This is a genomic window from Pseudomonas sp. LAMO17WK12:I1, assembly GCF_900177315.1.
Taxonomy (GTDB): domain Bacteria; phylum Pseudomonadota; class Gammaproteobacteria; order Pseudomonadales; family Pseudomonadaceae; genus Aquipseudomonas; species Aquipseudomonas marginalis.
The window spans coordinates 166,091-191,163 of the sequence record NZ_FWZV01000008.1; the positions used below are offsets into that span (position 1 = coordinate 166,091).

27 protein-coding genes are annotated in these 25,073 nt (G+C 62.6%); 12 read left to right on the plus strand and 15 right to left on the minus strand.

The annotated features are described in order from the left end of the window. Positions 1–6: 6 nt before the first annotated feature. Complete coding sequence (locus tag B9N88_RS17005; RefSeq protein WP_027605284.1) at positions 7–894, plus strand: KPN_02809 family neutral zinc metallopeptidase; 888 nt, start codon at positions 7–9, stop codon at positions 892–894. After that, the gene (locus B9N88_RS17010; protein ID WP_027605283.1) at positions 895–1,872 is read left to right on the plus strand and encodes a hypothetical protein; all 978 of its coding nucleotides are present in this window, start codon (positions 895–897) and stop codon (positions 1,870–1,872) included. On the opposite strand, the gene B9N88_RS17015 is transcribed toward B9N88_RS17010, so the two are convergent. The 3 genes from B9N88_RS17015 to B9N88_RS17025 are packed head-to-tail and all read right to left on the minus strand — an operon-like array spanning position 1,862 to position 3,968. Then, positions 1,862–2,491 carry an HAD family hydrolase gene (locus tag B9N88_RS17015; RefSeq protein WP_051429340.1) on the minus strand — a complete coding sequence of 210 codons (630 nt, stop codon included), beginning with the start codon at positions 2,489–2,491 and terminating at the stop codon, positions 1,862–1,864. The two genes, B9N88_RS17010 and B9N88_RS17015, sit on opposite strands and share 11 nt — an antisense overlap. Beyond that, positions 2,488–3,357: an acyl-CoA thioesterase II gene (tesB, locus tag B9N88_RS17020; RefSeq protein WP_027605282.1), complete on the minus strand. Its 870-nt coding sequence runs from the start codon at positions 3,355–3,357 to the stop codon at positions 2,488–2,490. Before tesB ends, B9N88_RS17015 begins: the two co-directional genes overlap by 4 nt. 41 nt (positions 3,358–3,398) lie before the next feature. Continuing rightward, the gene (locus tag B9N88_RS17025) at positions 3,399–3,968 is read right to left on the minus strand and encodes a GNAT family N-acetyltransferase (protein WP_027605281.1); all 570 of its coding nucleotides are present in this window, start codon (positions 3,966–3,968) and stop codon (positions 3,399–3,401) included. 76 nt (positions 3,969–4,044) lie between these two features. Between B9N88_RS17025 and B9N88_RS17030 the strand changes: the two genes are divergently transcribed. Together B9N88_RS17030 and B9N88_RS17035 are read left to right on the plus strand one after the other, a co-directional pair. Next, positions 4,045–4,965: a histone deacetylase family protein gene (locus B9N88_RS17030; protein ID WP_027605280.1), complete on the plus strand. Its 921-nt coding sequence runs from the start codon at positions 4,045–4,047 to the stop codon at positions 4,963–4,965. Positions 4,966–5,136: 171 nt separating this feature from the next. Further along, positions 5,137–6,363 carry a TIGR03862 family flavoprotein gene (locus B9N88_RS17035; RefSeq protein WP_027605279.1) on the plus strand — a complete coding sequence of 409 codons (1,227 nt, stop codon included), beginning with the start codon at positions 5,137–5,139 and terminating at the stop codon, positions 6,361–6,363. 123 nt (positions 6,364–6,486) lie between these two features. Here the strand turns inward: B9N88_RS17035 and B9N88_RS17040 are convergent, their stop codons facing one another. Together B9N88_RS17040 and yedA are read right to left on the minus strand one after the other, a co-directional pair. Beyond that, positions 6,487–7,824, minus strand: a complete 1,338-nt coding sequence (locus B9N88_RS17040) for a DEAD/DEAH box helicase (RefSeq protein ID WP_027605278.1) — start codon at positions 7,822–7,824, stop codon at positions 6,487–6,489. Positions 7,825–7,872: 48 nt separating this feature from the next. Continuing rightward, positions 7,873–8,769: a drug/metabolite exporter YedA gene (gene yedA, locus B9N88_RS17045; protein ID WP_027605277.1), complete on the minus strand. Its 897-nt coding sequence runs from the start codon at positions 8,767–8,769 to the stop codon at positions 7,873–7,875. Between the two features lie 161 nt (positions 8,770–8,930). On the opposite strand from yedA, the gene B9N88_RS17050 reads away from it, so the two are divergent. Continuing rightward, positions 8,931–9,392 carry an Lrp/AsnC family transcriptional regulator gene (locus tag B9N88_RS17050; protein ID WP_027605276.1) on the plus strand — a complete coding sequence of 154 codons (462 nt, stop codon included), beginning with the start codon at positions 8,931–8,933 and terminating at the stop codon, positions 9,390–9,392. 86 nt (positions 9,393–9,478) lie between these two features. Here the strand turns inward: B9N88_RS17050 and B9N88_RS32935 are convergent, their stop codons facing one another. Together B9N88_RS32935 and B9N88_RS17060 are read right to left on the minus strand one after the other, a co-directional pair. Beyond that, a complete protein-coding gene (locus B9N88_RS32935; protein WP_027605275.1) occupies positions 9,479–9,751 on the minus strand; it encodes an acyl carrier protein in 273 nt (90 codons plus the stop codon). After that, positions 9,741–10,307, minus strand: coding sequence for a hypothetical protein (locus B9N88_RS17060; RefSeq protein WP_027605274.1), 567 nt, complete (start codon positions 10,305–10,307; stop codon positions 9,741–9,743). The genes B9N88_RS32935 and B9N88_RS17060 overlap by 11 nt, the downstream gene beginning before the upstream one ends. Positions 10,308–10,362: 55 nt before the next feature. On the opposite strand from B9N88_RS17060, the gene B9N88_RS17065 reads away from it, so the two are divergent. Beyond that, positions 10,363–10,653 (plus strand): DUF6124 family protein, encoded by a 291-nt coding sequence (locus B9N88_RS17065; RefSeq protein ID WP_081744418.1) that lies wholly within the window; start codon positions 10,363–10,365, stop codon positions 10,651–10,653. A gap of 45 nt (positions 10,654–10,698) precedes the next feature. Here the strand turns inward: B9N88_RS17065 and B9N88_RS17070 are convergent, their stop codons facing one another. The 3 genes from B9N88_RS17070 to B9N88_RS17080 form a co-directional block, all read right to left on the minus strand. Further along, complete coding sequence (locus tag B9N88_RS17070) at positions 10,699–11,310, minus strand: 3'-5' exonuclease (RefSeq protein WP_027605273.1); 612 nt, start codon at positions 11,308–11,310, stop codon at positions 10,699–10,701. Between the two features lie 46 nt (positions 11,311–11,356). Next, positions 11,357–11,833 carry an NYN domain-containing protein gene (locus B9N88_RS17075; RefSeq protein ID WP_024077544.1) on the minus strand — a complete coding sequence of 159 codons (477 nt, stop codon included), beginning with the start codon at positions 11,831–11,833 and terminating at the stop codon, positions 11,357–11,359. A 117-nt stretch (positions 11,834–11,950) separates the two neighbouring features. Further along, on the minus strand, positions 11,951–12,694 hold the full coding sequence (locus B9N88_RS17080; protein WP_027605272.1) for a DUF2076 domain-containing protein: 744 nt from the start codon (positions 12,692–12,694) through the stop codon (positions 11,951–11,953). 180 nt (positions 12,695–12,874) lie between these two features. Here B9N88_RS17080 and B9N88_RS17085 point away from each other — a divergent pair, with 180 nt between their 5' ends. Together B9N88_RS17085 and B9N88_RS17090 are read left to right on the plus strand one after the other, a co-directional pair. Next, positions 12,875–13,534, plus strand: coding sequence for a YciC family protein (locus B9N88_RS17085; RefSeq protein WP_027605271.1), 660 nt, complete (start codon positions 12,875–12,877; stop codon positions 13,532–13,534). A 40-nt stretch (positions 13,535–13,574) separates the two neighbouring features. Continuing rightward, positions 13,575–14,663: an endonuclease/exonuclease/phosphatase family protein gene (locus B9N88_RS17090; RefSeq protein ID WP_027605270.1), complete on the plus strand. Its 1,089-nt coding sequence runs from the start codon at positions 13,575–13,577 to the stop codon at positions 14,661–14,663. Between the two features lie 76 nt (positions 14,664–14,739). Here B9N88_RS17090 and hrpB read toward each other — a convergent pair whose 3' ends face one another. Then, positions 14,740–17,250 carry an ATP-dependent helicase HrpB gene (gene hrpB, locus B9N88_RS17095; protein WP_027605269.1) on the minus strand — a complete coding sequence of 837 codons (2,511 nt, stop codon included), beginning with the start codon at positions 17,248–17,250 and terminating at the stop codon, positions 14,740–14,742. Positions 17,251–17,360: 110 nt separating this feature from the next. On the opposite strand from hrpB, the gene B9N88_RS17100 reads away from it, so the two are divergent. Both B9N88_RS17100 and B9N88_RS17105 read left to right on the plus strand, forming a co-directional pair. After that, positions 17,361–17,780: a hypothetical protein gene (locus B9N88_RS17100; protein WP_027605268.1), complete on the plus strand. Its 420-nt coding sequence runs from the start codon at positions 17,361–17,363 to the stop codon at positions 17,778–17,780. A 9-nt stretch (positions 17,781–17,789) separates the two neighbouring features. Next, complete coding sequence (locus B9N88_RS17105) at positions 17,790–18,683, plus strand: cation diffusion facilitator family transporter (protein ID WP_027605267.1); 894 nt, start codon at positions 17,790–17,792, stop codon at positions 18,681–18,683. Here B9N88_RS17105 and B9N88_RS17110 read toward each other — a convergent pair. Further along, positions 18,680–19,717 carry a DUF6515 family protein gene (locus B9N88_RS17110; RefSeq protein WP_027605266.1) on the minus strand — a complete coding sequence of 346 codons (1,038 nt, stop codon included), beginning with the start codon at positions 19,715–19,717 and terminating at the stop codon, positions 18,680–18,682. The two genes, B9N88_RS17105 and B9N88_RS17110, sit on opposite strands and share 4 nt — an antisense overlap. A 431-nt stretch (positions 19,718–20,148) precedes the next feature. Here B9N88_RS17110 and B9N88_RS17115 point away from each other — a divergent pair, with 431 nt between their 5' ends. Both B9N88_RS17115 and B9N88_RS17120 read left to right on the plus strand, forming a co-directional pair. Then, positions 20,149–20,628, plus strand: coding sequence for an Lrp/AsnC family transcriptional regulator (locus tag B9N88_RS17115; protein WP_003194418.1), 480 nt, complete (start codon positions 20,149–20,151; stop codon positions 20,626–20,628). 228 nt (positions 20,629–20,856) lie between these two features. Beyond that, on the plus strand, positions 20,857–21,066 hold the full coding sequence (locus B9N88_RS17120; RefSeq protein WP_025999909.1) for a DUF2788 domain-containing protein: 210 nt from the start codon (positions 20,857–20,859) through the stop codon (positions 21,064–21,066). On the opposite strand, the gene B9N88_RS17125 is transcribed toward B9N88_RS17120, so the two are convergent. The 3 genes from B9N88_RS17125 to B9N88_RS17135 form a co-directional block, all read right to left on the minus strand. Further along, positions 21,061–21,696: a pseudouridine synthase gene (locus tag B9N88_RS17125; RefSeq protein ID WP_027605265.1), complete on the minus strand. Its 636-nt coding sequence runs from the start codon at positions 21,694–21,696 to the stop codon at positions 21,061–21,063. The two genes, B9N88_RS17120 and B9N88_RS17125, sit on opposite strands and share 6 nt — an antisense overlap. Positions 21,697–21,767: 71 nt before the next feature. After that, positions 21,768–23,240 (minus strand): AMP nucleosidase, encoded by a 1,473-nt coding sequence (amn, locus tag B9N88_RS17130; RefSeq protein WP_024077553.1) that lies wholly within the window; start codon positions 23,238–23,240, stop codon positions 21,768–21,770. Positions 23,241–23,353: 113 nt separating this feature from the next. Beyond that, on the minus strand, positions 23,354–25,009 hold the full coding sequence (locus tag B9N88_RS17135; RefSeq protein WP_027605263.1) for an acyl-CoA dehydrogenase family protein: 1,656 nt from the start codon (positions 25,007–25,009) through the stop codon (positions 23,354–23,356). Positions 25,010–25,073 lie beyond the last annotated feature (64 nt).

Below are 25,073 nucleotides of genomic sequence, written 5' to 3' on the forward strand. Positions count from 1 at the left end.
TGCCCCATGCTATGGAAAAAAGGCCGACGCAGCGACAACGTGGTGGATGCCCGCGATGACAGTGGCGGCGGCGGTGGCGGGATGCGCTTTGGCGGCGGCAAGGGCCTGAGCCTGACCGCGATTGTGCTGATCGTCGGCATCGGCTGGCTGACCGGCCAGGACCCGATGCAGATCCTCGGCCAGTTGACCGGCCAGATGGAACAGGCGCCCTCGGTGAGCACGCAGTCGCGCCAGGCACCGCCGGCCAACGATGAGCAGGCCGACTTCGTACGCGCGGTGCTGGGCGATACCGAAGACACCTGGGGCCAGGTGTTCCAGGAAAACGGCCTGGCCTACAAGAACCCGAAGCTGATTCTGTTCCGTGGCCGGGTCAATTCCGCCTGCGGTGGCGCCACCTCGGCCAGCGGCCCGTTCTATTGCCCGGCTGATCAGCAGGTCTATCTGGACCTGGATTTCTTCCGGGAAATGTCCCAACGCTTCCAGGCGGCCGGCGATTTCGCCCAGGCCTATGTGATCGCCCACGAAGTCGGGCACCACGTACAAACATTGCTGGGCATTTCGTCGAAGATCCAGGCTGCACGCCAGCAAGGCCGACAAATGCAAGGTGACGGTGGCCTGCTGGTGCGCCAGGAGCTGCAAGCCGACTGCTTCGCCGGTGTGTGGGCCAACCGTGCGCAAAAGCGCCTGAACTGGCTGGAGCCTGGCGATATTGAAGAAGCACTGAACGCCGCCAACGCCATCGGCGATGACCGTTTGCAGCAACAGGGCCAGGGGCGCGTGGTGCCGGACTCGTTTACCCACGGCACCTCGGCACAGCGGGTGCGCTGGTTCAAGACCGGCTTCGCCCAGGGCCAGATCACTCAATGCGACACGTTCGCTGCCAAGAGCCTATAAATGAATCAACGATTGGGACTGCTGTTGGGCCTGTTGCTCATCTCGTCATCCGCCTGGGCCGCCGAGCAGGGCGTCAAGGTGGTCAGCCCCGAGCGTTTTCATCTGGAGGCCGGCGATCTCAGCCTCGGGCTGAGCCAGGACTGGCGCCAGCCACTGCCCGACGTCACCCGCGCGTTGATCATCGTGCACGGGCGCCTGCGTAATGCGCAGACCTACCTGCAAAGCGGAATGGATGCCGCCGAACACGCAGGCGTTGGCCCCACCACATTGGTAATCGCACCGCAGTTTCTCAATGGGGCCGACGTGAAGCGCAACCATCTGGACAATCAGTTGCTACGCTGGAAGGGCAATGACTGGATGGCCGGCGATGCCTCCACCGGCCCAGGCCAGATCAGCTCTTTCGGCGCCCTCGACCAGATCATCAAGCACCTGGGCAACCGCACGCTGTTCCCGGCGCTGAAGGAAATCGTGGTCGCCGGTCACTCCGGCGGTGGCCAGGTGGTGCAGCGCTTCGCCCTCACCGGCCACGCGCACCCGGCCCTGCAAACCGAGGGCATCCGCCTGCGCTATGTGGTGGCCAACCCCTCGTCCTATGCCTACTTCAGCCCACAGCGGCCGGTGAAGTTCGAGACCGCCAGTTGCCCGGGCTTCAACACCTGGAAGTACGGCATGCAGCACCTGCCGGCCTACGCCAACGGCCAAAGCGCCGAGCAGCTGGAACAAGCCTACGTATCACGCACCATCACTTACCTGCTGGGCCAGCAGGACACCGACCCGAACCACCCGGCGCTGGATAAAAGCTGCGAAGCCGAGACCCAGGGCGCGTATCGGCTGATTCGTGGGCACAACTACTTTGACTACCTCAAACAGCGCCATCCGCAATTGCGCCAGACGCTGGTGGAAGTGCCGGGGGTGGGGCATGACGGGGATGGGATGTTTACGTCGCCCGAGGGCCAGAAGGTATTGTTCACTCAGTAATACCTGACGAAACAGTCTCAAAATATGGGAGCTGGATCATCCGGCGCAATGCAGCGCAGTCTGCAGCATGCCAATCCGCCAGCTCCGGCCACGGGTTCTCCGGCAGGTTGACCAACACCGTCCGCGCCCCTGCCGCCCGGCCGCAGTCCAGGTCAAAACGGTAATCGCCGACCATCACCATCTCGCTCGGCGATACATCCCACGCCGCCGCCAACTTCAACAACCCACCCGGATCGGGCTTGGGCGGCGCATCGTCGCGCCCCAGCACATCGTCCACGGCAAAGCAGTCCGCCAGGCCGATCGCCTCCAAGGTGATATGCGCCAACTCCCGCGCATTGCGGGTCAAAATGCCCAGGCGATAACCGCGCCCGACCAGCTCGCGCACCAGTTCCACCGCACCGTCCGCCGCGACGGAGCCCAGCGCCAGCTCGCGCTCATGTTCCAGCAACCAGGCGTGCTTGGCCGCTGCGATGTCCGCCGGTAATGCGGCAAGGTGAGTGAGGATGTCGTCCTCGGGAGGAATGTCCAGGGCCACGCGAATCGCCGCAAAGTCATGCACCGCCACCGTCAGGGTGCCGTCCATGTCGAACACCCAGTGCTTAACGTCCGTCAGGCTCATGCCCAATCCTTGCGATGGCGGATCAAGCCTTCCTGGGTCACCGACGCCACCAGTTGCCCGGCGCGGTTGTACACGCTGCCGCGGGAGAACCCACGGGAGTTTCCGGCCCATGGGCTGTCCATGGCGTACAGCAACCAATCATCGGCACGCAGGTCGGCGTGGAACCACAACGCGTGGTCGAGGCTGGCGACCTGCATGTCTTTCTGCCACACGGTCTTGCCGTGGGGCAGCAACGAGGTGGTCAGCAGGCCGAAGTCCGAGGCGTAGGCCAGCAGGTATTTGTGCAGCGCCGGCGTATCAGCCAGGGCACCATCGGCGCGAAACCACACATATTTGACCGGGTCGGACGGCTGCGGGTTGAACGGGTCTTTTTCGGTGACCGGGCGCACTTCGATGGGCTTGGGGCACAGCAGCTTGTCGCGCATATGCTCGGGGATCAGGTGCGCGCGCTGCTGGGTCAGTTCCAGCTCCGACGGCAGGTTTTCCGGGCCGACCACCACGGGCATGGTGGTCTGGTGCTCGAAGCCGGCCTCGTCGTACTGGAACGAAGCGCTGCAGGTGAAGATCGGGTGGCCCTTCTGGATCGCCGTCACGCGGCGCGTGCTGAAACTGCCGCCATCGCGTACACGGTCCACCGAGTACACCACCGGCAACTTCGCATCGCCGGGGCGCAGGAAATAGCCATGCAGGGAATGCACATGTCGCGCTTCTTCGACGGTCTGGCTGGCGGCCGACAGCGACTGGCCGAGCACCTGGCCACCGAACAGTTGGCGAAAACCCAGGTCCTGGCTGCGGCCGCGAAAGAGGTTTTCCTCGATCGGCTCCAGGGTCAGCAAGTCCACCAGATCTTCCAATACTTGGCTCATAGAGCAACTCCTACAACAATCGATAGGGCATTCCGGGCTGCTTATCCGTGCAGCGTGTCCAACCATTGGGCGCGGGTGATGCGGTACAAAACGTGGGGGCGCAGCGGGTCATCGGCTGCGACCTTGGGGTGTGCAAAATCTGCCTGGGGATCGTAATGCATACCGATGGCCTGCATGACTTTTTGTGATGGCAGATTGGCTTGAGTGGTGAAAGCGACGATTTCGTCCAACTGCAAACGGTCGAAACCACAGCGCAGCGCGGTCCAGGCCGCCTCGCTGGCATAACCCAGGCCCCAATGCTCACGGGCCAGGCGCCAGCAGATTTCCACCGCCGGGGTAAAGTCCGCTTCGAAGCTGACGTTCTGCAACCCGGTCAGGCCGATGAACTCACCGGTGTCCTTGCGTTGCAGGGCCCACTGGCCAAAACCGTATTCGGCGAAGTGGCCGCGAATCCGGCCGATCAGGGCGGCACTTTCCAGGTGACTCAATCTGGCCGGGAAATAGCGCATCACCTGCGGGTCGGCGCACATGCGCGCAAATTCCGTCAGGTCGGCATCGCGCCATTGGCGCATGACCAGGCGCGCGCTTTCCAATTGCAATATCTCCTCCATGGGTCCCCTCCCCTTGCCATGTGCGTGAGTGTACAGCGCTGTTAAGATCCTTCGCAGATCCCCGTCAGAAAATCCCATGCCTTTGCCATTGATCTACCACGATGACTACAGCCCTGAGTTCCCGGCAGACCACCGGTTCCCCATGGACAAGTTCCGCCTGCTGCGTGACCACCTGGTGGCCAGCGGCCTGACCGAAGACAGCCAATTGCTGCGCCCGTCGCTGTGCCCGGCGGAGATTCTGGCCCTCGCCCATGAACCTGGGTATATCGAACGCTACATGAGCGGCGAGTTGTCCCGCGAAGACCAACGGCGTCTTGGCCTGCCCTGGAGCGAAGCCCTGGCCCGGCGCACCGTGCGCGCGGTCGGCGGCTCGATCCTGGCGGCGGAGCAGGCGCTGGAACATGGCCTGGCCTGCCACCTGGCGGGCGGTACCCACCACGCCCACTACGACTACCCGGCGGGCTTTTGCATCTTCAATGACCTGGCGGTGATCAGCCATTACCTGCTGGCCAGCGGCCGGGTCAACCGCGTGCTGATCTTCGACTGCGACGTGCACCAGGGCGACGGCACCGCGCGCATCCTCCACGACACGCCGGAGGCGATCACTGTGTCCCTGCACTGCGAAAAGAACTTCCCTGCGCGCAAAGCCCAGAGCGATTGGGACATCCCGCTGCCCATGGGCATGGGCGATGCCGACTACCTCACGGTGGTGGACGACGCCCTCAACTACCTGCTGCCGCTCTACCAACCGGACCTGGTGCTGTACGACGCCGGCGTCGATGTGCACAAGGATGACGCCCTCGGTTACCTCAAGCTGACAGACGCAGGCGTGGCCGCCCGCGATGAAAGCGTGATGCGCCATTGCCTGGGCCGCGACATCCCGGTGATGGGCGTGATCGGTGGCGGCTACAGCAAGGATCGCCAGGCCCTGGCCCGCCGCCACGGCATCCTGCACCACAGCGCGCAGCGGGTGTGGACGTCATCAGGGTGTCATTGAAGTGTGGGCGTTACCCACAATGCCTGTGGAACGGCCTGTGGATAACTTGAGCGTAAGCGTCTAAGAGCCCGTAGCTGTCTAGCCTGTAGGAAGCTGTACATTTTTTGATCAGGCAACGCCGCGCGCCTCGGGTAGAATGCTCGGCTTATTTCCGCGATCGTAGCCCTGCCCATGTCCGATATTTCCTCTCGACACGTCACCATCATCGGCGGCGGCCCTGCCGGGCTGATGGCCGCCGAAGTCTTGAGCCTGGCCGGGGTGCGGGTAGACCTGTACGACGGCATGCCGTCGGTGGGGCGCAAATTCCTGCTGGCCGGCGTGGGCGGCATGAACATCACCCATTCCGAAGCGTACCCGGCGTTCCTGTCGCGCTACGCCGAGCGAGCCCCGCAAATAGCACCGTTGCTGCGTGGGTTTGGTGCCGAAGCGTTGTGCGAATGGATTCATGGCCTGGGTATCCAGACCTTTATCGGCACTTCCGGCCGCGTGTTTCCCACGGATATGAAAGCCGCCCCACTGCTGCGTGCCTGGCTCAAGCGCCTGCGCGACCAGGGCGTGGTTATCCACACCCGGCACCGTTGGGTGGGCTGGAATGCCGAGGGTGATTTACTTATCCACAGCCCGGACGGCGAAAAAGTTGTCCACAGCGATGCCGTGCTCTTGGCCTTGGGCGGCGGCAGTTGGTCGCGCCTGGGCTCCGACGGCGCCTGGCTCAAGCTGCTGGAGGATAAAGGCGTGCCTTGCGTGGCCCTGCAACCCAGCAATTGCGGCTTCGAGGTGTCGGCCTGGAGCGACTTGATGGTCAGCAAATTCGCCGGCGCACCGCTGAAAAACGTCGCCATTGGGCTGGGGGATGACAAGCCGCGACTCGGCGAATGCGTGATCACCGCCACCGGTATCGAGGGCAGTTTGATCTACGCGCTGTCGGCGCCGATTCGTGCGGCGATCAACCGTAATGGCTCGGCGACGGTGCATATCGATTTGCTGCCGAGCAAGCCATTGGACAAGGTCCAGGCCGCCTTGACCAAGCCGCGAGGTTCGCGCTCGATGAGCAAGCATTTGCACAGCCAATTGAGTTTGGATGGGGTCAAGGCGGCGCTGTTGCGAGAGTTGGCACCCGCCGAACACTTCAATGACCCGGCGCAATTGGCGGTGGCTACCAAGGCGTTGCCGCTGACAGTGGTGAAGACACGGCCGATGGATGAAGCCATCAGCACCGCAGGCGGCGTGCCCTTTGAAGCGTTGGATGAGCGGCTGATGCTCAAGCAATTGCCGGGGGTGTTTTGTGCGGGGGAGATGCTGGACTGGGAAGCGCCGACCGGCGGGTATTTGCTGACGGGGTGTTTTGCCAGTGGCAGAGCGGCTGGGCGGGGGATGTTGGAGTGGCTCAACCGCTGAGATCTGCGGTGGATTCAAAGCCGCCATCGGGGGCAAGCCCCCTCCCACAGTTTGAATGTATTCACAGATCAAAAATGTGGGAGGGGGCTTGCCCCCGATTAGGCCATCAGCCACCCCGCAAAATCACTTCTTCTTACGCGGCCCGGTATTAAACACCGGCACCTTGCGCACCGGCTTGATCGAAGGCTCCACCGGCGCCACGTCACCACTGTCCACCCACTTGCCGAGGTTGCGCTTGCCACCGCCACCACCGGACGCCTTGGGCTTCTTCGGTTTTTTCGGCTTCTTCACCACCTGACCGCTGGCATCGGTATCCGGCACGCGGTGTTCCGGCTCGAAGTCCTGTTCCATCTTGCGGGTCAAGGTCTGGCGGGTCAGCATCTCGATGGCCGACAGCATGTTGACTTCATCGGCACACACCAGGGAAATCGCCTCACCGGTGTTGCCTGCGCGACCGGTCCGGCCGATGCGGTGGATGTAGTCCTCGGCCACGATCGGCAGGTCGAAGTTGACCACCAGCGGCAGGTCTTCGATATCCAGGCCTCGGGCCGCTACGTCGGTGGCGACCAGGATCTGCACTTCGCTCGACTTGAAACGGTCCAGCGCGCGTTGGCGTGTGGCTTGCGGCTTGTCGCCGTGGATGCCATCGGCGTTGATGCCCAGGCCCTGCAATTTATCCACCAGCGCATCCACGCCGTTACGGGTCTTGGCGAACACCAGCACCTGCTTCCAGCGGCCTTTGCGCATCAGGTGCACAAACAGCTCCGCCTTGCGCTTCTTGTCCACCGGCACGACCCATTGCTTGACGGTGTTGGCGGCGACGTTACGCGGGCTGACTTCGATGCTCAGCGGGTCGTTGAGCATCTGCCCGGCCAGCAGGCGAATGTCATCGGAGAAGGTCGCGGAGAACAATAACGTCTGGCGCTTTTTCGGCAGCATGCGATAGATGTTCGCCAGTTCTTCGGAGAAGCCCAGGTCGAGCATGCGGTCGGCTTCGTCCAGCACCAGGGTTTGCAGCTGGTTGAGTTTCAGCGCGTTCTGGCGGAACAGGTCGATCAGGCGGCCCGGCGTGGCGACCAGGATATCGACGCCCTTGCGCAGCTTCATCATCTGCGGGTTGATGCTCACGCCGCCGTACACCGCGTAGGTGGTGAGCGGCAGGTGCTGGGCGTATTCCGCAACGCTGGCGTGAACCTGCTCGGCCAGCTCCCGGGTCGGGCACAGGATCAGCGCGCGCGCCGAGTTGGCGGCGACTTTCGGCCCTTCCAGGGTCAGCAGTTGCAGCAGCGGCACGGCGAAACCGGCGGTCTTGCCGGTGCCGGTCTGGGCCGCGGCCATCAGGTCGCGACCGGCGAGCACCGCCGGAATGGCTTGCGCCTGCACCGGCGTCGGGGTCTGGTAGCCGAGCGTCTCAAGGGCGCGCAGCAAGGGTTCGATCAGGCCAAGTGTGGCGAAAGTCATGTAGTTACCGTAGGAAAAATTCAGCGCAAGGGCGTAATGCGCGGCAGTTTACCTTATTTCCGGCTTGGGCTTTCGCCACTGGGGCAGGCTGATCAACAGCACGGCGCTGATAATCACCAGCATGGCCAGGGCCTCTTCCACACCGATGGTCTCGCCGATGAATACAATCCCCAGCAAGACTGCGACGGCGGGGTTGACGTAGGCATAGCTGGTCGCGGCCGCCGGGCGTACGTGCTTGAGCAGGTACATATAGGCGTTGAAGGCGATGATCGAGCCGAACACGGCCAGGTAAGCCAGGGCCAGCCAGCCTTCCAGCGGCGGCATGGCTTGCAGGCGCTCACCGGTCAGCGCGCTGGCGATCAACAGTGTCACCCCGGCCACCAGCATTTCTGCGGCACTGGCCATAGCGCCCGGCGGCAACGGCAGGCGCCGACTCCACACCGAACCAAACGCCCACGACGCCGCTGCAAACAACAATAAAGCGGCGCCCATGGGGCTAGACTGCAACGTGCTGCCCATGTTGAGCATGGCGATACCGATCATGCCCAGGATCACCCCGGCCCATTCCAGCCGGGTATTGCGCGCGCCCCAGAAATACCCGCACAGCAAGGTGAACAACGGCACGGTCGCCACCGCCAGCGCCGCCACGCCGGACGACACCCCAGTGTGCTCGGCCACACTCACCGCGCCATTGCCGAAGGTCAGCAGCAAAATACCGATCTTGGCAGCAGCCTTCCACTGCTCCCAGGTCGGCGCCGGCGCCCCACGCCAACGCAAAAAGCCATACATCGCCGCACCCGCCAGCAAAAAGCGAATACCGCCCAGCATCAGCGGTGGCCAGTATTCAACGCCGATGCGAATCACCAGGTAGGTGGAACCCCAGATCACATACAGCGCAAAAAAGGCGGCGATCAACGGTAAAGGAAAGCGACGTGGGCCAGGCATTGGGCGGCTCGAAGGCAGAGATAAGAGAGGCTTATTCTAAAAAGACAGGCCGTTAAACATAAGTTACAAAACCTGTTTAAACCGCCAGTACACTTTCCAAAGCATGGTTATGAGGGCTATAAATCGTGTTTTCGAAAGCCATCCCCGAGTAGAGCCTTATCATGGACAAATACGACCGCATGCTCCTCAGCGCCCTGCTCGAAGACGGCCGCGCCTCCTACGCGCAACTCGCCCGCACGGTAAACCTCTCCGCCCCCGCCGTGGCCGAACGCGTGGCCAAGCTGGAAGCCAGCGGGGTGATCACCGGGTACCAGGCCAAGGTGGATTTTTCGAAAGTGGGCTTGCCGATTCAGTGCGTGATCGAACTGCGGCTGACCAACCACGGCAACCAGAAGGTGTATGACGCACTGGCCGAAATCCCGGAACTCACCGAATGCCACCGGGTTACGGGCGATCCGTGCGTGATCATGCAAGCGGCGGTGGGCTCGATGCCGGAGTTGGAGAGTTTGATCAATCGGCTGGCGAAGTTCGGGTTCAGCAAGACCTCGATTATTTTGTCGAGCGCGATAGAGCGACGGGTGCCGTTGGGGCAGTTGGAAACCAATGGCAAAAGTGGTGGCTGATCTACCGCCATCGGGAGCAAGCCCCCTCCCACAGTTTGATTTGTGAATACATTCAAAATGTGGGAGAGGGCTTGCTCCCGATGGCGTCAGTGGCCGCACTGCAAATTCGAGCGTTCAACGATCAAGTCAACTATCTGCTGGATGGTAGTGATGTGATCCCAATCTTCCTGGGTCGCTTGCAAGTTGAATTGCCACTTGATCTGCATGACAAAGCAGGTCAAATCATCATCAATAATCTTGAAGTCATGGATGAAGTCCGTTTGCTCCGTGACCTGGCTTCGGTCGATGAAACCGATGATATCGACGAATAGCTGAATCACCTTTTCGCTGATCTCGGCTCTAGTCGGGCTACCTTCCATTTCTTGCCTCATAGGCGCACTTACCAATACTGATTAGATCAAAGACAGCCAACCCCGCAGCAACGAAAGGAATGCCCCGTCCAATAATGCCAAATACCCGGACGGTGCCAAACGTTGCTTTCGCCATTCTGGCCACCGTGGGTTGCCTGATCAATGTACGAGGGAAAAAGCGCATTCCAATGAGACTCGCCAAGTTCGTCGTTTTGCTGGAGCCAACATGAACCCAAGTGCCCACGGCAATTTTGCTTATAGGTATGCCTGCGGCGCCAGTGAGAACCGTTGCGGCCGTCAAGCCATAGTGTTGCTGTGTACATTTCCAGAGTTCGTCAAACGTGGTGCTCGGCACCGAGGAGTCCGCATGAACGGGCTTGAGTAACTGGTAACTGGCGCCGTGGGTCCAGCCTGGCGAATTAGGTAAAACCATGACTGCCGGGCAACTTGTCATCGTGTTTCCCAAATGAAACGCCATGCTTGAAGTTGAGCCGAAATCAATGCCGTTGCCTTGGAGCTCAAACTGGCTTCGCACGATTGCTGTGTGAAGATCGCTTTCCTGCATGACGTAGTCCCTGTACGTAAATGACAGCCGGGATCTTAGGTCGCAGCGAAGGGCTATAGACGGGAGAAGGGAAAATCCAGAAAGGTCCGACAGGACAGCAAGGCTAAGCCTACCGACTATTCAGAAAGCAGATAAACGCCCTCAAGATGCCCCGCCCTTCATCCTGAATGACAACCTGAGCCTCGAAGACGCCCTCGCCCATGCGGCGGATTTGCTGCATTGCGCGGTGGGCACTGCGCACTTGTCGGGTGAGGGGATTGATGTGCAGCAGCGGGCGGTGATGCATTTGGTGGAGATGGCGAAGGGGGTGGTGGATCGGGCGTTGGAGTGTGTGCAGCCTCAATGAACGACAGATAACCGCCCCTCCCACATTTTGAACGGCGTTGTTCTGTCAGAACCCGCGATGTTTCTTCAAATGCTCATTGATCTTCGCCGCCGGCACTTTCTGCAGGGTGCACAGCAGGTCGTGGGACAGTTCGCGCAAGCCATGGGTACGCCGCAGTTCCTGGGCCAGGTGCGTCGTGAGGTTGGCGGCCATTTCCGCATCCGCCAGCGCGCGGTGGGCCTGGCCGGTATGGGGCAGTTTCGCGTAGGTGTTGAGGGTGCCGAGCTTGTGGTTGGGCGCAGCCGGCATAAGGCGGCGGGCCAGCAGCAGGGAGCAGGCGAATTTTTGCAGGCGGGTGCGGCGGATCAGGCCCAGTTCGAAATCCCAGAACTTCTGGTCGAACGCGGCGTTGTGCGCCATCAGCGGCGTGGTGCCGACGAACTCGTTGACTTCGTTCATCACCCGCTCGGCCGGCGGGGCGCTGCGCAGCATGGCGTTGCTGATGCCGGTGAGTTGCTCGATAAAACCGGGCACGCGCACACCGGCGTTCATCAGGCTCTGGTAGCGGTCCACGATCTGGCCGCGTTCGAGGATAACCACCGCGATTTCCGTGGCCCGGCAGTGGCTGCTCGGGGTGATGCCGGTGGTTTCAAAGTCGATGACCGCTATACGTTCCAAACCTGTTCCAACTCCGTCTAACCCTTTATTTATTAAGCCGCCGTACTTATTTGAGCAGCAACGCGCCTTCGATCGGCACGTAGCGGCTGGCGGCACGTATCAGTGAGTTGGCCGTCAGCCCCGGTACGCCGTAGGCCACGGCTTCGACACCGTGCTTGTGGATGATGCGGTCGAGCAGCATGTCGAAATCGCCGTCACCGGAGGCCAGCACAATTTCGTCAACGTGGTCGGCGGCGTCCATGATGTCGATGGTGATGCCCACGTCCCAGTCACCCTTGGCCGAGCCGTCGCTGCGCTGGATATACGGCTTGAGTTTTACCGTGAACCCCAGGTTACGCAGGATCTGCTGGAACTGCTGCTGCTTGCTGTCACCGCGGTCGATGGCATACGCATAGGCCTCGACGATTTGCCCACGCGAGCTGATATCAGCCCACAGGGCGGCGTAGTTGAAATGGCAGCCATAGGCCTGGCGGACGGTGTAGTAGAGGTTTTGTACATCGGCGAACACTGCAATTTTCTTCACCGCACTTCCCCATGACAGCCAGGCGCCAGGGCCCGGAAAGGGTGCCAGTATGCCAGCCGCGAGAAGGTTGCCGGGAAAAATCAGACCGGGGCGGCTCAGCGCCCCGGGCCGGGAGGGTCAGACGAAGGAATCGTCGTCGCCGAAGGAAGAGGAATCGTCTGAATAGTCGCTGTCGGCAAAGCTGTCCGAGGCGTTGTCGCTGCCCCAGCTGTCATTGCCGGCGAACTTCTGGTCATCGTTGCCCCAGTTGCCGTTGTCACTGGCGGGCGCCGGCTCTTCACGGATGATTTCTTCCACCACCTGCGGCTGTTGCGAGTTGTGATTGAACAGGCTGCTGATGCCTTCGGCCAGCAACACACCGCCGGCCACGCCGGCGGCGGTTTTCATCGCTCCACCCAAGAACCCGCTGCCAATGGGGGCGGCGGCCGGTTGCTGCGGCTGTTGATAGTTCTGTTGCGGCGCTGGCTGGCCAAAGGACGGCCGCGCCGGTTCACGCCAGCCGCCGCCGGAAGAGGCCGGAGCGCTCTGGGCCGGTTGCGGGTCACGGGAACCGCCGCCAAAGATGCTCGACAGGAAACCACCGCTGCTCGCCGGGGCCGCTTGTGCGGACTTGGCCCGCTGCAACTCATCCTGCAATTGCTGGATCTGCTGCGCCTGTTGCTTGTTCTGCGCGTCGAGACTCTTGAGCGCGTGTTCCTGAACAAGGATCGACTGGGTCATGTAGTACCCGGCGGCCGGTTGGCGAGTCATATGCTCCTTGATCCGCGCTTCGGCCTGGGCGTCGCGGGGGGCTGAGTCCGTTTCGGCTTGCTGCAACCGTGAAAACAGTCCATCGATCAGGGTTTGCTCTTCGCTGTTCATGGCGACCTCGTTAGATTGCCGGTAGAAATCGTGGCCTTGCCTGTGATCAGGCCAGGTGCTTAACCGTTATGGGGGTGTTACGAGTTGTTTCAATGGTCTTTACTCAAGGTTTACATTTGCTTACCGCTGGCCATCATCGGTTAAAGTGTTGCCCTTGCTTTCAGGCCTGCGATGAACCCGATGAATCCGTTAGACGTATTGCGTGACTCCTTCCGTTTTACCCGAGGCAACCTGGGCGCAATCGTCCAACTGTGCCTGCCATTGGTGATCCTCGAAGCCCTGTTGCAACAGCTGCTCGACCATACGCTCGGCGCGGATGCGTTCCCCGGCTACAGCGTGGTGGTGGGCTTGCTGGTGTACCCGCTGTACACCGGTGCCTTGATCCTGTTTCTCGACGCCCGCACCCGTGGCGAGTCGCCGCGCACCAAGGACATCTGGGCCATGGCCCTGACCCTGTGGCCGCGCTTCGCCCTGCTGACCGCCATGAGTACCCTCCTGATTCTGCTGGGCCTGTCGCTGTATTTCCTGCCGGGCCTGTGGCTGATGGTGGTGTTGGCGTTCGCCGAGTACCTGCTGGTATTGCGCGGCATGCCGGCACTGGAGGCGATGAAGGAGAGTTTGCGCCTGACCCGTGGGCATTTCTGGCGAATCCTGGTGTGCCTGTTGTGTGTCATGACGCCTCTGTGGCTGCTCAAGGGCGCCAGCGTCGCGGCCTATCCCAACCCCGCGCCGCTGGTGGGGCTGTTGATGGACAGCGCCCACAGCTTCCTGCAACTGTTCACCAGCGTGGTGCTGTTCCGTTTATTCATGCTGATCGGTGGCGATGCCGACGCGCGGTGATATGCTCCACGCCACTCCTGAAACGCCATAAGCCGAGCCGATGACCCGTTTATTGCGCATCACCCTGCTGGGCCTGCTGATCGTCGCAGGCCTGCTGACGGCCCTGATCTACAGCCTGACCTGGCGCCCCGCCGCCAAGGAAACCCTGCCCGTCAGCTGCGTCGCGCCCCGTGCGCCAACCCTGTTGCCCGGGCAGGCGCTCAAGGTCATGACCTGGAACGTGCAATACCTGGCCGGCAAGAACTACGTGTTCTGGTACGACACCGCCGACGGCAGCGGCCCGGACGACCGCCCCACCGTAGAGGACATGGCCGCCAGCCTCGACGAAGTGGCGCGGGTGGTTCGCGATGAACAACCCGACATCCTGCTGTTGCAGGAACTCGACGAAAACGCCAAGCCTTCCCACTACCAGGACCAGCTGACGCTTTTGCAGGAGCGCCTGGTCGACCTCTACCCGTGCAGCGCCCAGGCCTTCGACTGGAAAGCCGACTTCGTGCCCGACCGGCATATCTTCGGCAGCGTCGGCCGCAAGCTGGCGACCCTGAGCCGCTACCAGATCGAACACGCCGAACGCCTGCAATTGCCGGCGCCCGAGGCCAATATCATCAGCCGCCAGTTCCAACCCAAGCCGGCCTTGCTGTTGACCTACCTGCCCCTGAGCGATGGCGGCCAACTGGCGGTGCTCAACACCCGCCTGGACGGCGACGCGCCGGGGCGCAGTGCGGTGCAGGAACAGGTGCAAACGACGGTGAAGCTGCTGGACAAGTTCGAAGGCCGTGGCACGCCCTGGCTGATCGGCGGGGATTTCAACCTGCTGCCCCTGGGGCAGTTCCTGCGTTTGGAGGCGGGTAAGCGCGGGCAGTATTCGCCGGACAGTGAGCTGCATTTACTGTGGGACAAGTACCCGATGATCCCGAGCAACAGCCAATCCAGCGGGATTGATCGTGAGAAATGGCTGACGTACTTTCCCAATGACCCGAGCATTGATGGCCCGGATCGCACCGTCGATTACCTGTTCTACAGCCCGCGGATCAAGCGGGTGGAGGCGAATGTACGGCAGGAGGATACGTTGCGTATTTCCAACCATCTGCCGGTGATTGCACGGTTCCTGCTGCCCGCCGCGCAATAACCCACACAACAAGATTAATGTGGGAGGGGCGGTGCGACGATTCGACTTGCTCCCTCCCACATTTGGATCTTTGGCGTTACGACTTCCGGGGTTTGATCCGCGCGGTCGGCTCGGCTATCAGCGGATCATCCGGCCAGTAATGCTTGGGATACCTGCCCTTCAGATCCTTTTTCACTTCGGCGTAGGTACTGCGCCAGAAGTTCGCCAGATCCTGGGTCACCTGCACCGGCCGCCGTGCCGGGGACAACAGGTGCAACTTCACCACCTGGCGCCCGCCGGCAATGCGCGGGGTGTCGGCCAGGCCGAACAGTTCCTGCAAGCGCACCGCCAGGATCGGCGGCTGTTCGCTGTAGTCCAACCGCACCGATGAACCCGATGGCACCTTCACATGCTGCGGCGCCAGCTCGTCCAGGCGCTGGGGCAGCGGCCAGGGCAACAGGTTGTGCAAGTAGCTGGAGATATCCAGGTTGGCGAAGTGACTCAGCCGCGAGACTTTGCCCAGGTAGGGCATCAGCCAGTGCTCCAGGCTGTCGAGCAAGGCGTTGTCGCTGACGTCGGGCCATTCGCTGGTGTTGCCGGCGTCCAACTGGCGCAACAGCAGGACGCGGGATTGCCATTGGCGCAGCTCCGGGGTCCAGGGCAGCAGCTCCAGGCCTTTGCGCCGCACCAGGTTGACCAGCGCCTGGCCGCGCGCGGCTTCGTCGAGGCCGGTGAGCGGTTCGCGGCTGAGCACCAGTTCACCGACTTTGCGCTGGCGTTCGGCGCGCAGCACGCCTTCGCGCTCATCCCAGTCCAGTTGATCGACGTTGCGCACTTGTTCGGCGAGGACCGTGTCGAACAGCGCCGGATCGAAGTCCGCCGCCAGATAAATACGTTCTTCACGCTGGCCCTGGCGGCTGCCGAGGTCGGCGATCACCAGCCATGGCTGTTTCATCAGGCTGTCGGCCTCGGCGAATAATGCCGCGCGGCCATTGGCCAGGCGATATTCGGCACCGCCGGGGCGACGTTGCTGGGCGACACGGTCCGGGTAGGCCAGCGCCAGCAAGGCGCCGAGCCAGCGCGGGTGGTCGGGGTCGGCCACCGGCCGGGTCGCCTGGCCTCTCAAATAGCCACGGTATTGCCGCGCCAGTTGCTTGGCGCGTTGCACGCCGCCTTGAGTACCGCGCGCACGCTCTTCACCGGACATCAGCGCCAGGCGGCTGTGCAAATCCGCGCCGCCGCCGCGCAAAATATCGCGCTCGCCCAACAGTGCCGCGACATCACAGGCCGTGGCCGCCAGCCCCAGGTCCTGCCCGCGCAGCAACAAATGGGCGATACGTGGATGGGCCGGCAGCTCGGCCATCTTCTGGCCATGTGCCGTGAGTTTTTCGTCATTCAAGGCCCCGAGGCGCACCAGCAAATCCTGGGCCTGGGCATAGGCGGCGGTGGGTGGCACATCGAGCCACACGAGCTGTGGGGGCGTGACGCCCCAGCGTGCCAGTTGCAAGGCCAGGCCGGCGAGGTCGGCGGCGAGGATTTCCGCACTGCCATACGCGGCCAGCCCTTCATGCTGGTCTTCGGACCACAACCGATAACATACCCCCGGCTCCAAGCGCCCGGCCCGGCCCGCACGCTGGGTAGCGCTGGCGCGGGAGATGCGCTGAGTATCGAGGCGGGTCATGCCGCTGCCGGGGTCGAAACGCGGCACCCGCGCCAACCCGGCATCGATCACCACACGCACGCCGTTGATGGTCAGGCTGGTCTCGGCGATGTTGGTGGCGAGCACCACTTTGCGTTTACCGGCCGGTGCCGGATCGATGGCCGCACGCTGGGCGTTGAGGTCCAGCTCGCCATGCAGCGGGCAGAGCAACACGTCAGGGCTGTGCCCCAGGGCGTCGGCCAGTTGCTGGTTGACCCGGCGAATTTCCGCCTGGCCCGGCAGGAACACCAGCACGCTGCCGGTTTGGTCATGCAAGGCTTCGAGGATGGTTTGCACCACGCGCGGCTCGATAAATTCACCGGCCTGGTACGGCCGCCCCCAGCGCATCTGCACCGGGAACATGCGTCCCTCACTGCGCAGGATCGGCGCGTCGTCCAGCAGGCTGGCCAGACGCTCGCCTTCGAGGGTGGCGGACATCAGCAGGATTTTCAGCGGTTGCTCGTCGCGAAACAGGTCGCGGCCGTTCAGGCTCAGGGCCAGTGCCAGGTCGGCGTCGAGGCTGCGCTCGTGGAATTCGTCGAAGATCAGCAGACCGACACCGTCCAGTGCCGGATCGTCCTGCAAACGACGGGTGAGGATGCCTTCGGTGACCACTTCGATGCGCGTGTTGGGCCCGACCTTGCTGTCGAGACGGATGCGATAGCCGACGGTTTCACCGACTTTCTCCCCCAGTTCGCTGGCCAGGCGTTCCGCGGCGGCGCGGGCGGCCAGGCGCCGGGGTTCGAGCATCAGGATGGTCTGCCCGGCCAGCCAGGGCTCATTCAACAAGGCCAAGGGCACGCGGGTGGTTTTACCGGCGCCGGGCGGCGCTTCCAGCACGGCTTCATGGCGATTCGCCAAGGCGTCACGCAGGGCGGGTAAAACATCATCGATCGGCAACGAATTCATACTGGCTCCAAAGCAGAGCGGCGAGTATAACGGCGAACTGCCGGATGCCGACGCTGGTCTCAATGGCAGTGCTATATAGTCCCGTATCAACCGTGTTCAGGAGAGTCTCCATGCGTATCGCTTCCCGTGTCATCGGCGGTGTCCTCGCCGTCACCCTGCTGAGCCAACTCACCGCCTGCGGGTCGATTTTCTACCCCGACCGCCGTGGCCAGATCGATGGCAAGATCGACCCGACCATTGCCGTGCTCGATGCCGTGGGCCTGTTGTTCTACGTGATCCCTGGCCTGATCGCGTTCGGCGTCGACTTCGCCACGGGCGCGATCTATTTCGAACCCGGCAAGACTGCCCAGGTTGACCCGGAAAAACTCCACGAAGCCATCGGCGCCGACGGCAAGGTCGACAACGCCAAGCTGCAAAGCATCATCCAGAAGGAAACCGGCCGCACCCTGCCGCTGGACGACCCACGCATGATCCAGTTCAAGGGCAGCGTGCAACAACTTGCGCTCCTGGGCCTGCAACCCGCCGCCTAAGGATCGTTTATGACCAGCAGTCCCGAACACGCCCGGCTGTTGCGCCTGGCCACCCGCGCCTCGGTGGGTGTGGCCTGTGCGCTGATCGTTACAAAGGCCATCGCCTGGTGGCTCAGCGGCTCGGTGAGCATGCTCGCCGGGTTGACCGACTCACTGCTCGATGGCGTGACCTCGCTGCTGAACCTGCTGGCCGTGCATTACGCCCTGCGCCCGGCCGATGACGATCACCGTTACGGCCATGGCAAGGCGGAGTCACTGGCGGGCATGGCCCAGGCGTTGTTCATTGGTGGCAGTGCGGTGTTGATCGCCTTGCAGGCCTACGAGCGCCTGCAGCATCCGGAACCGGTCGGCGCGCCGTGGCTGAGCATTGGGGTGATCGTGTTTTCCCTGGCACTGACCGTGGCGCTGCTGATGCTGCAACACCGGGTTGTGCGCGAAACCGGCTCCAATGCCGTGCGGGCGGACTCGCTGCACTACCGCTCGGACCTGCTGCTCAACGGCAGCATCCTGGTGGCGCTGGTGCTGGCGGGCATGGGCTTTCATCAAGTCGACGCCTGGTTCGGCCTGGGCATCGCCGCCTACATTTTGTGGAGCGCAATCCAGATCGCCAGGGAAAGCTTTGCGGTGTTGATGGACGAGGAACTGCCGCCGGACGTCAGCCAGCACATGCTGGAACTGGCGCGAGGCGTACCGGGGGTGTTGGGTGCCCATGACCTGCGCACGCGCATCTCCGGCAACCACTGGTTCGTGCAGTTGCACCTGGAACTGCCGGGGGAGCTGACGCTGTCAGTGGCCCACGGCATCAGCGACCAGGCCGCCGATGCCATTCACGCAGCCTACCCGCGCGCCGAAGTGCTGGTGCACGCCGACCCACGGGAAGTGGTCACGGGCGCCAAGGCCTAGTACTGCACCTGATACCCGCGACTGCTCAGGCAGTTGCCCTGGGCCTGGCGGTAGGTTTGCACCACCGCCGGGTCAGGCGCGTAGGTGACGGCCTGCGGGTCGAAGCCGCTTTGTTGCACTGCCCAGCGATAACAGTCGTAGCCGTCCTGCTGCACTTGCGCCGGTGACTGCCCGTTGGCGGGATAGGCCACCACGTCATAGCCATTGCCTTGGGGTGCTGGCTGCGGTGCCGGCACTTGCGTCGGCGGTTGTACCACTACGTATTGCTGGGTGCTTTGTTCGTAGGCGTAGTAGGCGCCAGCGGCCAGGAACAGCAGCGAGCCACCTACCCACACTTCGCGCGCATAGTCCGGCAGGTAATGCACGCGGATGCCATACGGCGGCGCCACGACCACATAGCGCGGGCCTTGGGGGCGGTACCAGTAGCCGCCAGAGAAGAAGTAATCCTGGCCACGGTACGGCACCCGGTAGTTGCGGTCGGGGAAGCGGTCGACGACATAGCCAGGCCGATACTGGGGGCCGGGGCCCCAGCCGTTGCCATGGCCGTCGGGGCGACCTGGCCAGCGGTTATCGTTGGGATGCCCGTTGTAGCCAGGCCGCGAACCTGGGCCGCCGGCCTCCCAATTGCGGTTGTCGTCGTTGCGTCGAGGAATGTCACGGTAGTAACCCTGACGCGGTTCCTGGGTCTGGCGCACGGTATCGGGGCGACTCTGGATCGGCAGGTTGTTCGCAGGCTGCGGGGCTGGCCGAGGCTGTTCGGCACCTTGCGGGCGACCTTGCCACTGCCCGCCACCGTGGGGCGGTTGCTCGGCGCGATCAAAATGCGGGTTCTGTGGACGTGGCTGATTATTTTCCGGCCGGGGTTGATTGTTCTGTGGATGCGGCTGGTTATTCTGCGGGCGCGGCTGTTCGTTACCCTCCGGCCCTCTTTCATGCTGGCCGCCACCCTCAGGGCGCGGCTCGTCGGCCATCACTTGCGTGCCGACGGTGACCATCAGCAAACCTACACCTGCCATATGCCAGATGCGCTTCATGCTATTCCTCACTGCGGATAAGGGCCTGGAAGGTCCGGCCTCATAGATGAGACTGGAAAAGCCCCGCCCGGTTCTGAGACAGGTTATCAGTCACAGGAACAATTTTCTTAAGGCAAAAGAAAAGGGGTGACCCGTCGGCCACCCCTTGAGAACTTCGTCCATGCTCAACGCTTTTGACGTTGGCTCACCTCACGCCGTCTTGTGGACAGTGTGCAGCCTGGAGGCCGGCTCGACCCTGCTGGGGTGGCGGCCGCAGCCAGCCTGATTGGGCGAGCTGCTGTGGACTGTTGTCCAGGCGGTGATTCTGTTGATAACGATACAGGCCAGCGCCGGGCAGATGATTGCGAAGATTGCGTCAATAAACAGTGCTTGCGCAATTTTTAACCCTTCATGGATAATTCACCGCAATAGTTACGACAAAGGCCAACCCAATGAGCAAGCTTGACCGATACGACCTGAGTATTTTGGCGGAATTGCAGCGCGACGCGAGGATCTCCAACCAGGAGTTGGCCGAGCGTATCGGCCTGTCGCCTTCGCCCTGCTCGCGCCGGGTCAAGCAGTTGGAGGACGACGGCTACATCGCACGCCAGGTCGCCCTGCTCGACCGCAAGATGCTCGGCCTGAGCCTCACCGCCTATGTGCTGATCGGCATGGACCGCCACACCCCCGAGCGTTTCGAGAACTTCGAAGCAGCCATCCGCACCCTGCCCCAGGTGCTGGAATGCAGCTTGGTGACGGGGATGGATGCGGACTATCAGTTGAAAGTGGTGGTGCCGGACATGGACCACTATCAGAAACTGCTGCTGGGCCACCTCACCCGGATCGAAGGCGTGACCAGCGTGCGCTCGAGCTTTGTGCTCAACCAGGTGCTCAACAGCACCGAGCTGCCGCTGACCCACCTGCGCACCTGATCTCCTGAACAATGAAGATCAAATGTGGGAGGGGGCTTGCCCCCGATGGAGTATCAGTCACCAGATACACAGCCTGACACACCGCTATCGGGGGGCAAGCCCCCTCCCACATTTGGCCTGTGTTTCAACAGTGAAGTCTGCGTGCGACGCACCGACGCAGGTCAATGTTGCGCCTGTAACGCTGCCGTATACTTGCCGCCTGCCCCGTTGGAAGAGCCCATGAACAACATCGACCCCGCCCTGTTCGAAGAATGGATGATGACCGGCCTGGTCACTATCCTGATCATTTTCATGGGCTTTATCGTCTGGGACCTGGCGAAAAAATCCAAGGCCGGGCGCTTTGGTTCGTTCATCCTGTTTTTCGTACTGGGCCTGGGCGTGGCCGCGTTCATCATCAAGAGCGTGGTGATCGGCCTGATCGAATCCGGCGCTTTATAAACGCGCCGGCACTTCCTTCCATTGGCCTTGGTCCAGGCCGTCGATTGTCCAATCGCCAATACGCACCCGCACCAGGCGCAAGGTCGGCAGGCCCACGGCGGCGGTCATGCGCCGAACCTGACGGTTACGCCCCTCTCGAATCACCAGTTCAAGCCAGTACGTCGGTAGGTTTTTGCGAAAGCGCACCGGCGGGTTGCGCGGCCATAACGCCGGTTCATCCAGACGCCGGGCCTCGGCGGGCAAGGTTTTGCCGTCGTTGAGTTCCACCCCGTCACGCAGGCGTTGCAGCAATGCTTCGGTGGGTTCGCCTTCCACCTGCACCCAGTAGGTTTTCGCCAGCTTATGCTTGGGGTCGGCAATACGCGCCTGCAACTGGCCGTCGTTGGTCAGCAGCAACAGACCTTCGCTGTCACGGTCCAGGCGACCTGCCGGGTAGATGCCGGGGATGTCGATAAAGTCCTTGAGCGTCGCGCGCCCGCCTTCGTCGCTGAACTGGGTCAGCACATCGAAGGGTTTATTGAACAGCACCAACTTCGGCTCGGCCGGCGGCGCCTTGGCGACACGGCGCGCGGCAGAATACGGAGGTTTCACGCCAGGGCGGCGCGAATCGGGACGGGTGGGACGGGACATGGCAAAGGAACATCTAACGGTCAGGACCGACAATGCTAGTGGCCTGACCGCTAAATGACCATCCCAACCGCTTAGCGGAACGGCGGCTCGTCGAAGCTGCGCAGTTTGCGCGAGTGCAACGAGTTGAGTTCGGTGCGCAACAGGTCCACCGCCTCGATGCCGATCTTCAAGTGCTGGCTGACCGCACGTTCGTAGAACGCGTTGGCCGAACCCGGCAGCTTGATCTCGCTGTGCAGCGGCTTGTCCGACACACACAGCAAGGTGCCGTAGGGTACGCGCAAGCGGTAGCCCTGGGCGGCGATGGTGCCGCTTTCCATGTCCACCGCCACGGCGCGGGACAGGTTGATCAACGGCCGCTCCTGGGCCCAGCGCAGTTCCCAGTTGCGGTCGTCGTAGGTCAGCACGGTGCCGGTACGCAGGCGTTTTTTCAGTTCTTCGCCTTTCTCACCGGTGACATTCGCCGCCGCCTGCTGCAAGGCCATCTGCACTTCGGCCAGGGCGGGGATCGGGATGTTCGGCGGTACCACCCGGTCGAGAATCCCATCGCGGCGCATATAGGCGTGGGCCAGTACGTAGTCGCCGATGGTCTGGGATTGGCGCAGGCCGCCACAGTGGCCAATCATCAGCCAGCAATGCGGACGCAGCACCGCCAGGTGGTCGGTGATGTTCTTGGCGTTGGACGGGCCGACACCGATGTTCACCAGAGTCACGCCGTGGCCATCGCTGGCCTGCAGGTGATAGGCCGGCATCTGGTAGCGGTGCCACACTACGCCGGCGGCAATCGCCGAGGCTTCGCCGTGGTCCATGCTCTTATCGATGATGACGTTGCCCGGCAGCACCATGCGGATAAAACGCGGGTCGCTGCGCAGTTGTTCCAGGCCATGCAGGATGAACTGGTCGACATAGCGGTGGTAGTTGGTCAGCAGGATCCACGGCTGCACATGGCGCCAGTCGCTGCCGGTGTAATGCACCAGCCGACGCAGGGAAAAGTCCACGCGGGCCGCATCGAACAGCGCCAGGGGCAGCGGGTCGGTGTTTTCCCAGTCGTAGAGGCCATCGGCGATGCCGTCGGTGGCGGCCGACAGGTCGGTGCTGGGGAACACGCGCGCCAAGGTCGCGGCGGTCACACCGGAGCCGGCCAGTTCGTCGCCCTGCTCCACCACGTACGGATAAGGAATGTTCTGCTGGCTGACGCCCACTTCCACGGTCACGGTGAAGTCGTGCATCAGCGGCACCAGTTGTTCCAGCAAATACTTACGGAACGCCGCCGGATGCGTGACGGTTACGCTGTAGGTCCCGGGTAACTGGACCTTGGCATACGCCCGGGTAGTCTGTGGGACTTCGCCGTGGCAGTGGTAAGTCAGGCGCAGTTCCGGGTAGCGAAACAGCGCGCGTTGTTCGGCGTCGGGTTCGACGCGGTCCTTGAGGTATTGCTTGAGGGCTTGATTGAGCGCGCCGGTAGCCCGCTCATGCAGGGCCGCCAGCCGATCCACGGCCTCTTCGGCGGTTTGAACGACAACAAAAGCTTCGGTCACGGTAAGCATCCTGTGTTCTGACTTGCAGGCCTTTATCTTGCCTGTATCCCTGTCAGACGCAAACCTTGAATTGGAGTGCCTCTCAAGATGGCTGCAAGCCCCCTCCCACATGTGGACCGTGTTTATTCAGAGACATTGGGACTTGAGCGCGCGACGATGGCCCCGACATCGACGCCACGCGGCAAGGTGCCGTAGACGCGGCCAGACGACTGGCCCAAACGGCTGGCGATAAAACCATCGCTGACCGCCGCATGACCGGCCTCCAGCAGCAACTTGGCCTGTAGCGCCACGGCAATATCCTCGGTCAACTGCCGTGCGCGGTACTGGATGTCCTGGGTGTCCATGAACGCCGACTTCAGGTGTTCGATATGCCGTGCCAACTGCTTATCGCCATGCCCGTCACCGAGTTCGACAAACAGCGCTTCCAGCACGCCGGGCTCCTTGGACAGTGCGCGCAGCACGTCCAGGCATTGCACATTGCCGGAACCTTCCCATGTCGAATTCACCGGCGCTTCACGGTACAGGCGCGGCAGGATGCTGTCTTCCACGTAGCCCGCGCCGCCCATGCATTCGGCGGCTTCGTTGATCATCGCCGGGGCGCGCTTGCAGATCCAATACTTGCCCACCGCCGTCACCAGCCGAGCGAACTTGGCTTCCCGCTCATCGCCCAGATTGTCCAGGGCGCAGCCCATGCGCATGCTCAAGGCCAGCGAGGCTTCGCTTTCCAGGGCGAGGTCGGCCAGCACGTTTTGCATCAGCGGCTGCTCGCTGAGCACATGGCCACCGACCCGGCGATGAGCACAGTGATGGCTAGCCTGGGTCAGCGCCTGGCGCATCAAGGCACTGGAACCCACCATGCAATCGAAGCGGGTCATTGCGACCATCTCGATGATGGTCGGCACGCCACGCCCCTCTTCACCGATCATCCAGGCCAGGGCCCCACGAAACTCCACTTCACTGGACGCATTGGAGCAGTTGCCCAATTTGTTTTTCAGGCGCTGGATATAGAACTCGTTGCGGGTGTCATCCGGGCGGTGCCGAGGCAGCAGGAAACAGGTCAGGCCTTTGTCGGTCTGGGCCAGGGTCAGGAAGGCATCGCACATCGGCGCCGAGCAGAACCACTTGTGACCGACCAGCTCATAGGCTTGCCCGGGCCCGCCCGCGCCCACCGGATAGGCGCGAGTGGTGTTGGCCCGCACGTCGGTGCCACCCTGTTTCTCGGTCATGGCCATGCCGATGGTTGCACCGGCCTTGTGGGCAATGCCGACATTGCGCGGGTCATAGTGGGTGCTGAGGATTTTCGGCAGCCAGGTCTGCGCCAGGTCCGGTTGCAAGCGCAGGGCCGGGACGCAAGCGAATGTCATGGTCAGTGGGCAGCCGGTGCCGGCCTCAGCCTGGCTGTGCAGGTAGGTCATGGCCGCACGCGCCACATGGGCACCGGACTGTGGATGGGCCCACGGCAGCGACGGCAGGCCATGCTCGACCGCGGTGCCCATCAGCTCGTGGTAGGCCGGGTGAAACTCCACCAGGTCGATGCGATGCCCATACCGGTCATGGCTGCTGAACACCGGTTTGTTCTGGTTGGCCAGGAACCCGGCCGCCATCAGCGGCCCGCCGGCCAACGCCCCGTACGCATCGATGCGCGCCTGCGCCCAGCCGGCGCCAAAGCGTCGCGACCAGTCTTGCAGGGGCGCGTCGATGCGGTACAGGTTGGTGCCGTCCAGGGAGGGCGGCTGGTTGGTGACGTCGTGGGTTTCGGCGAACTGATGCAGGTTCATGACAGGCCTCCTGGAAAAAGGCCCTGTCGAATGCGCACCTACCCATAAAGGCGCAGATCGATTG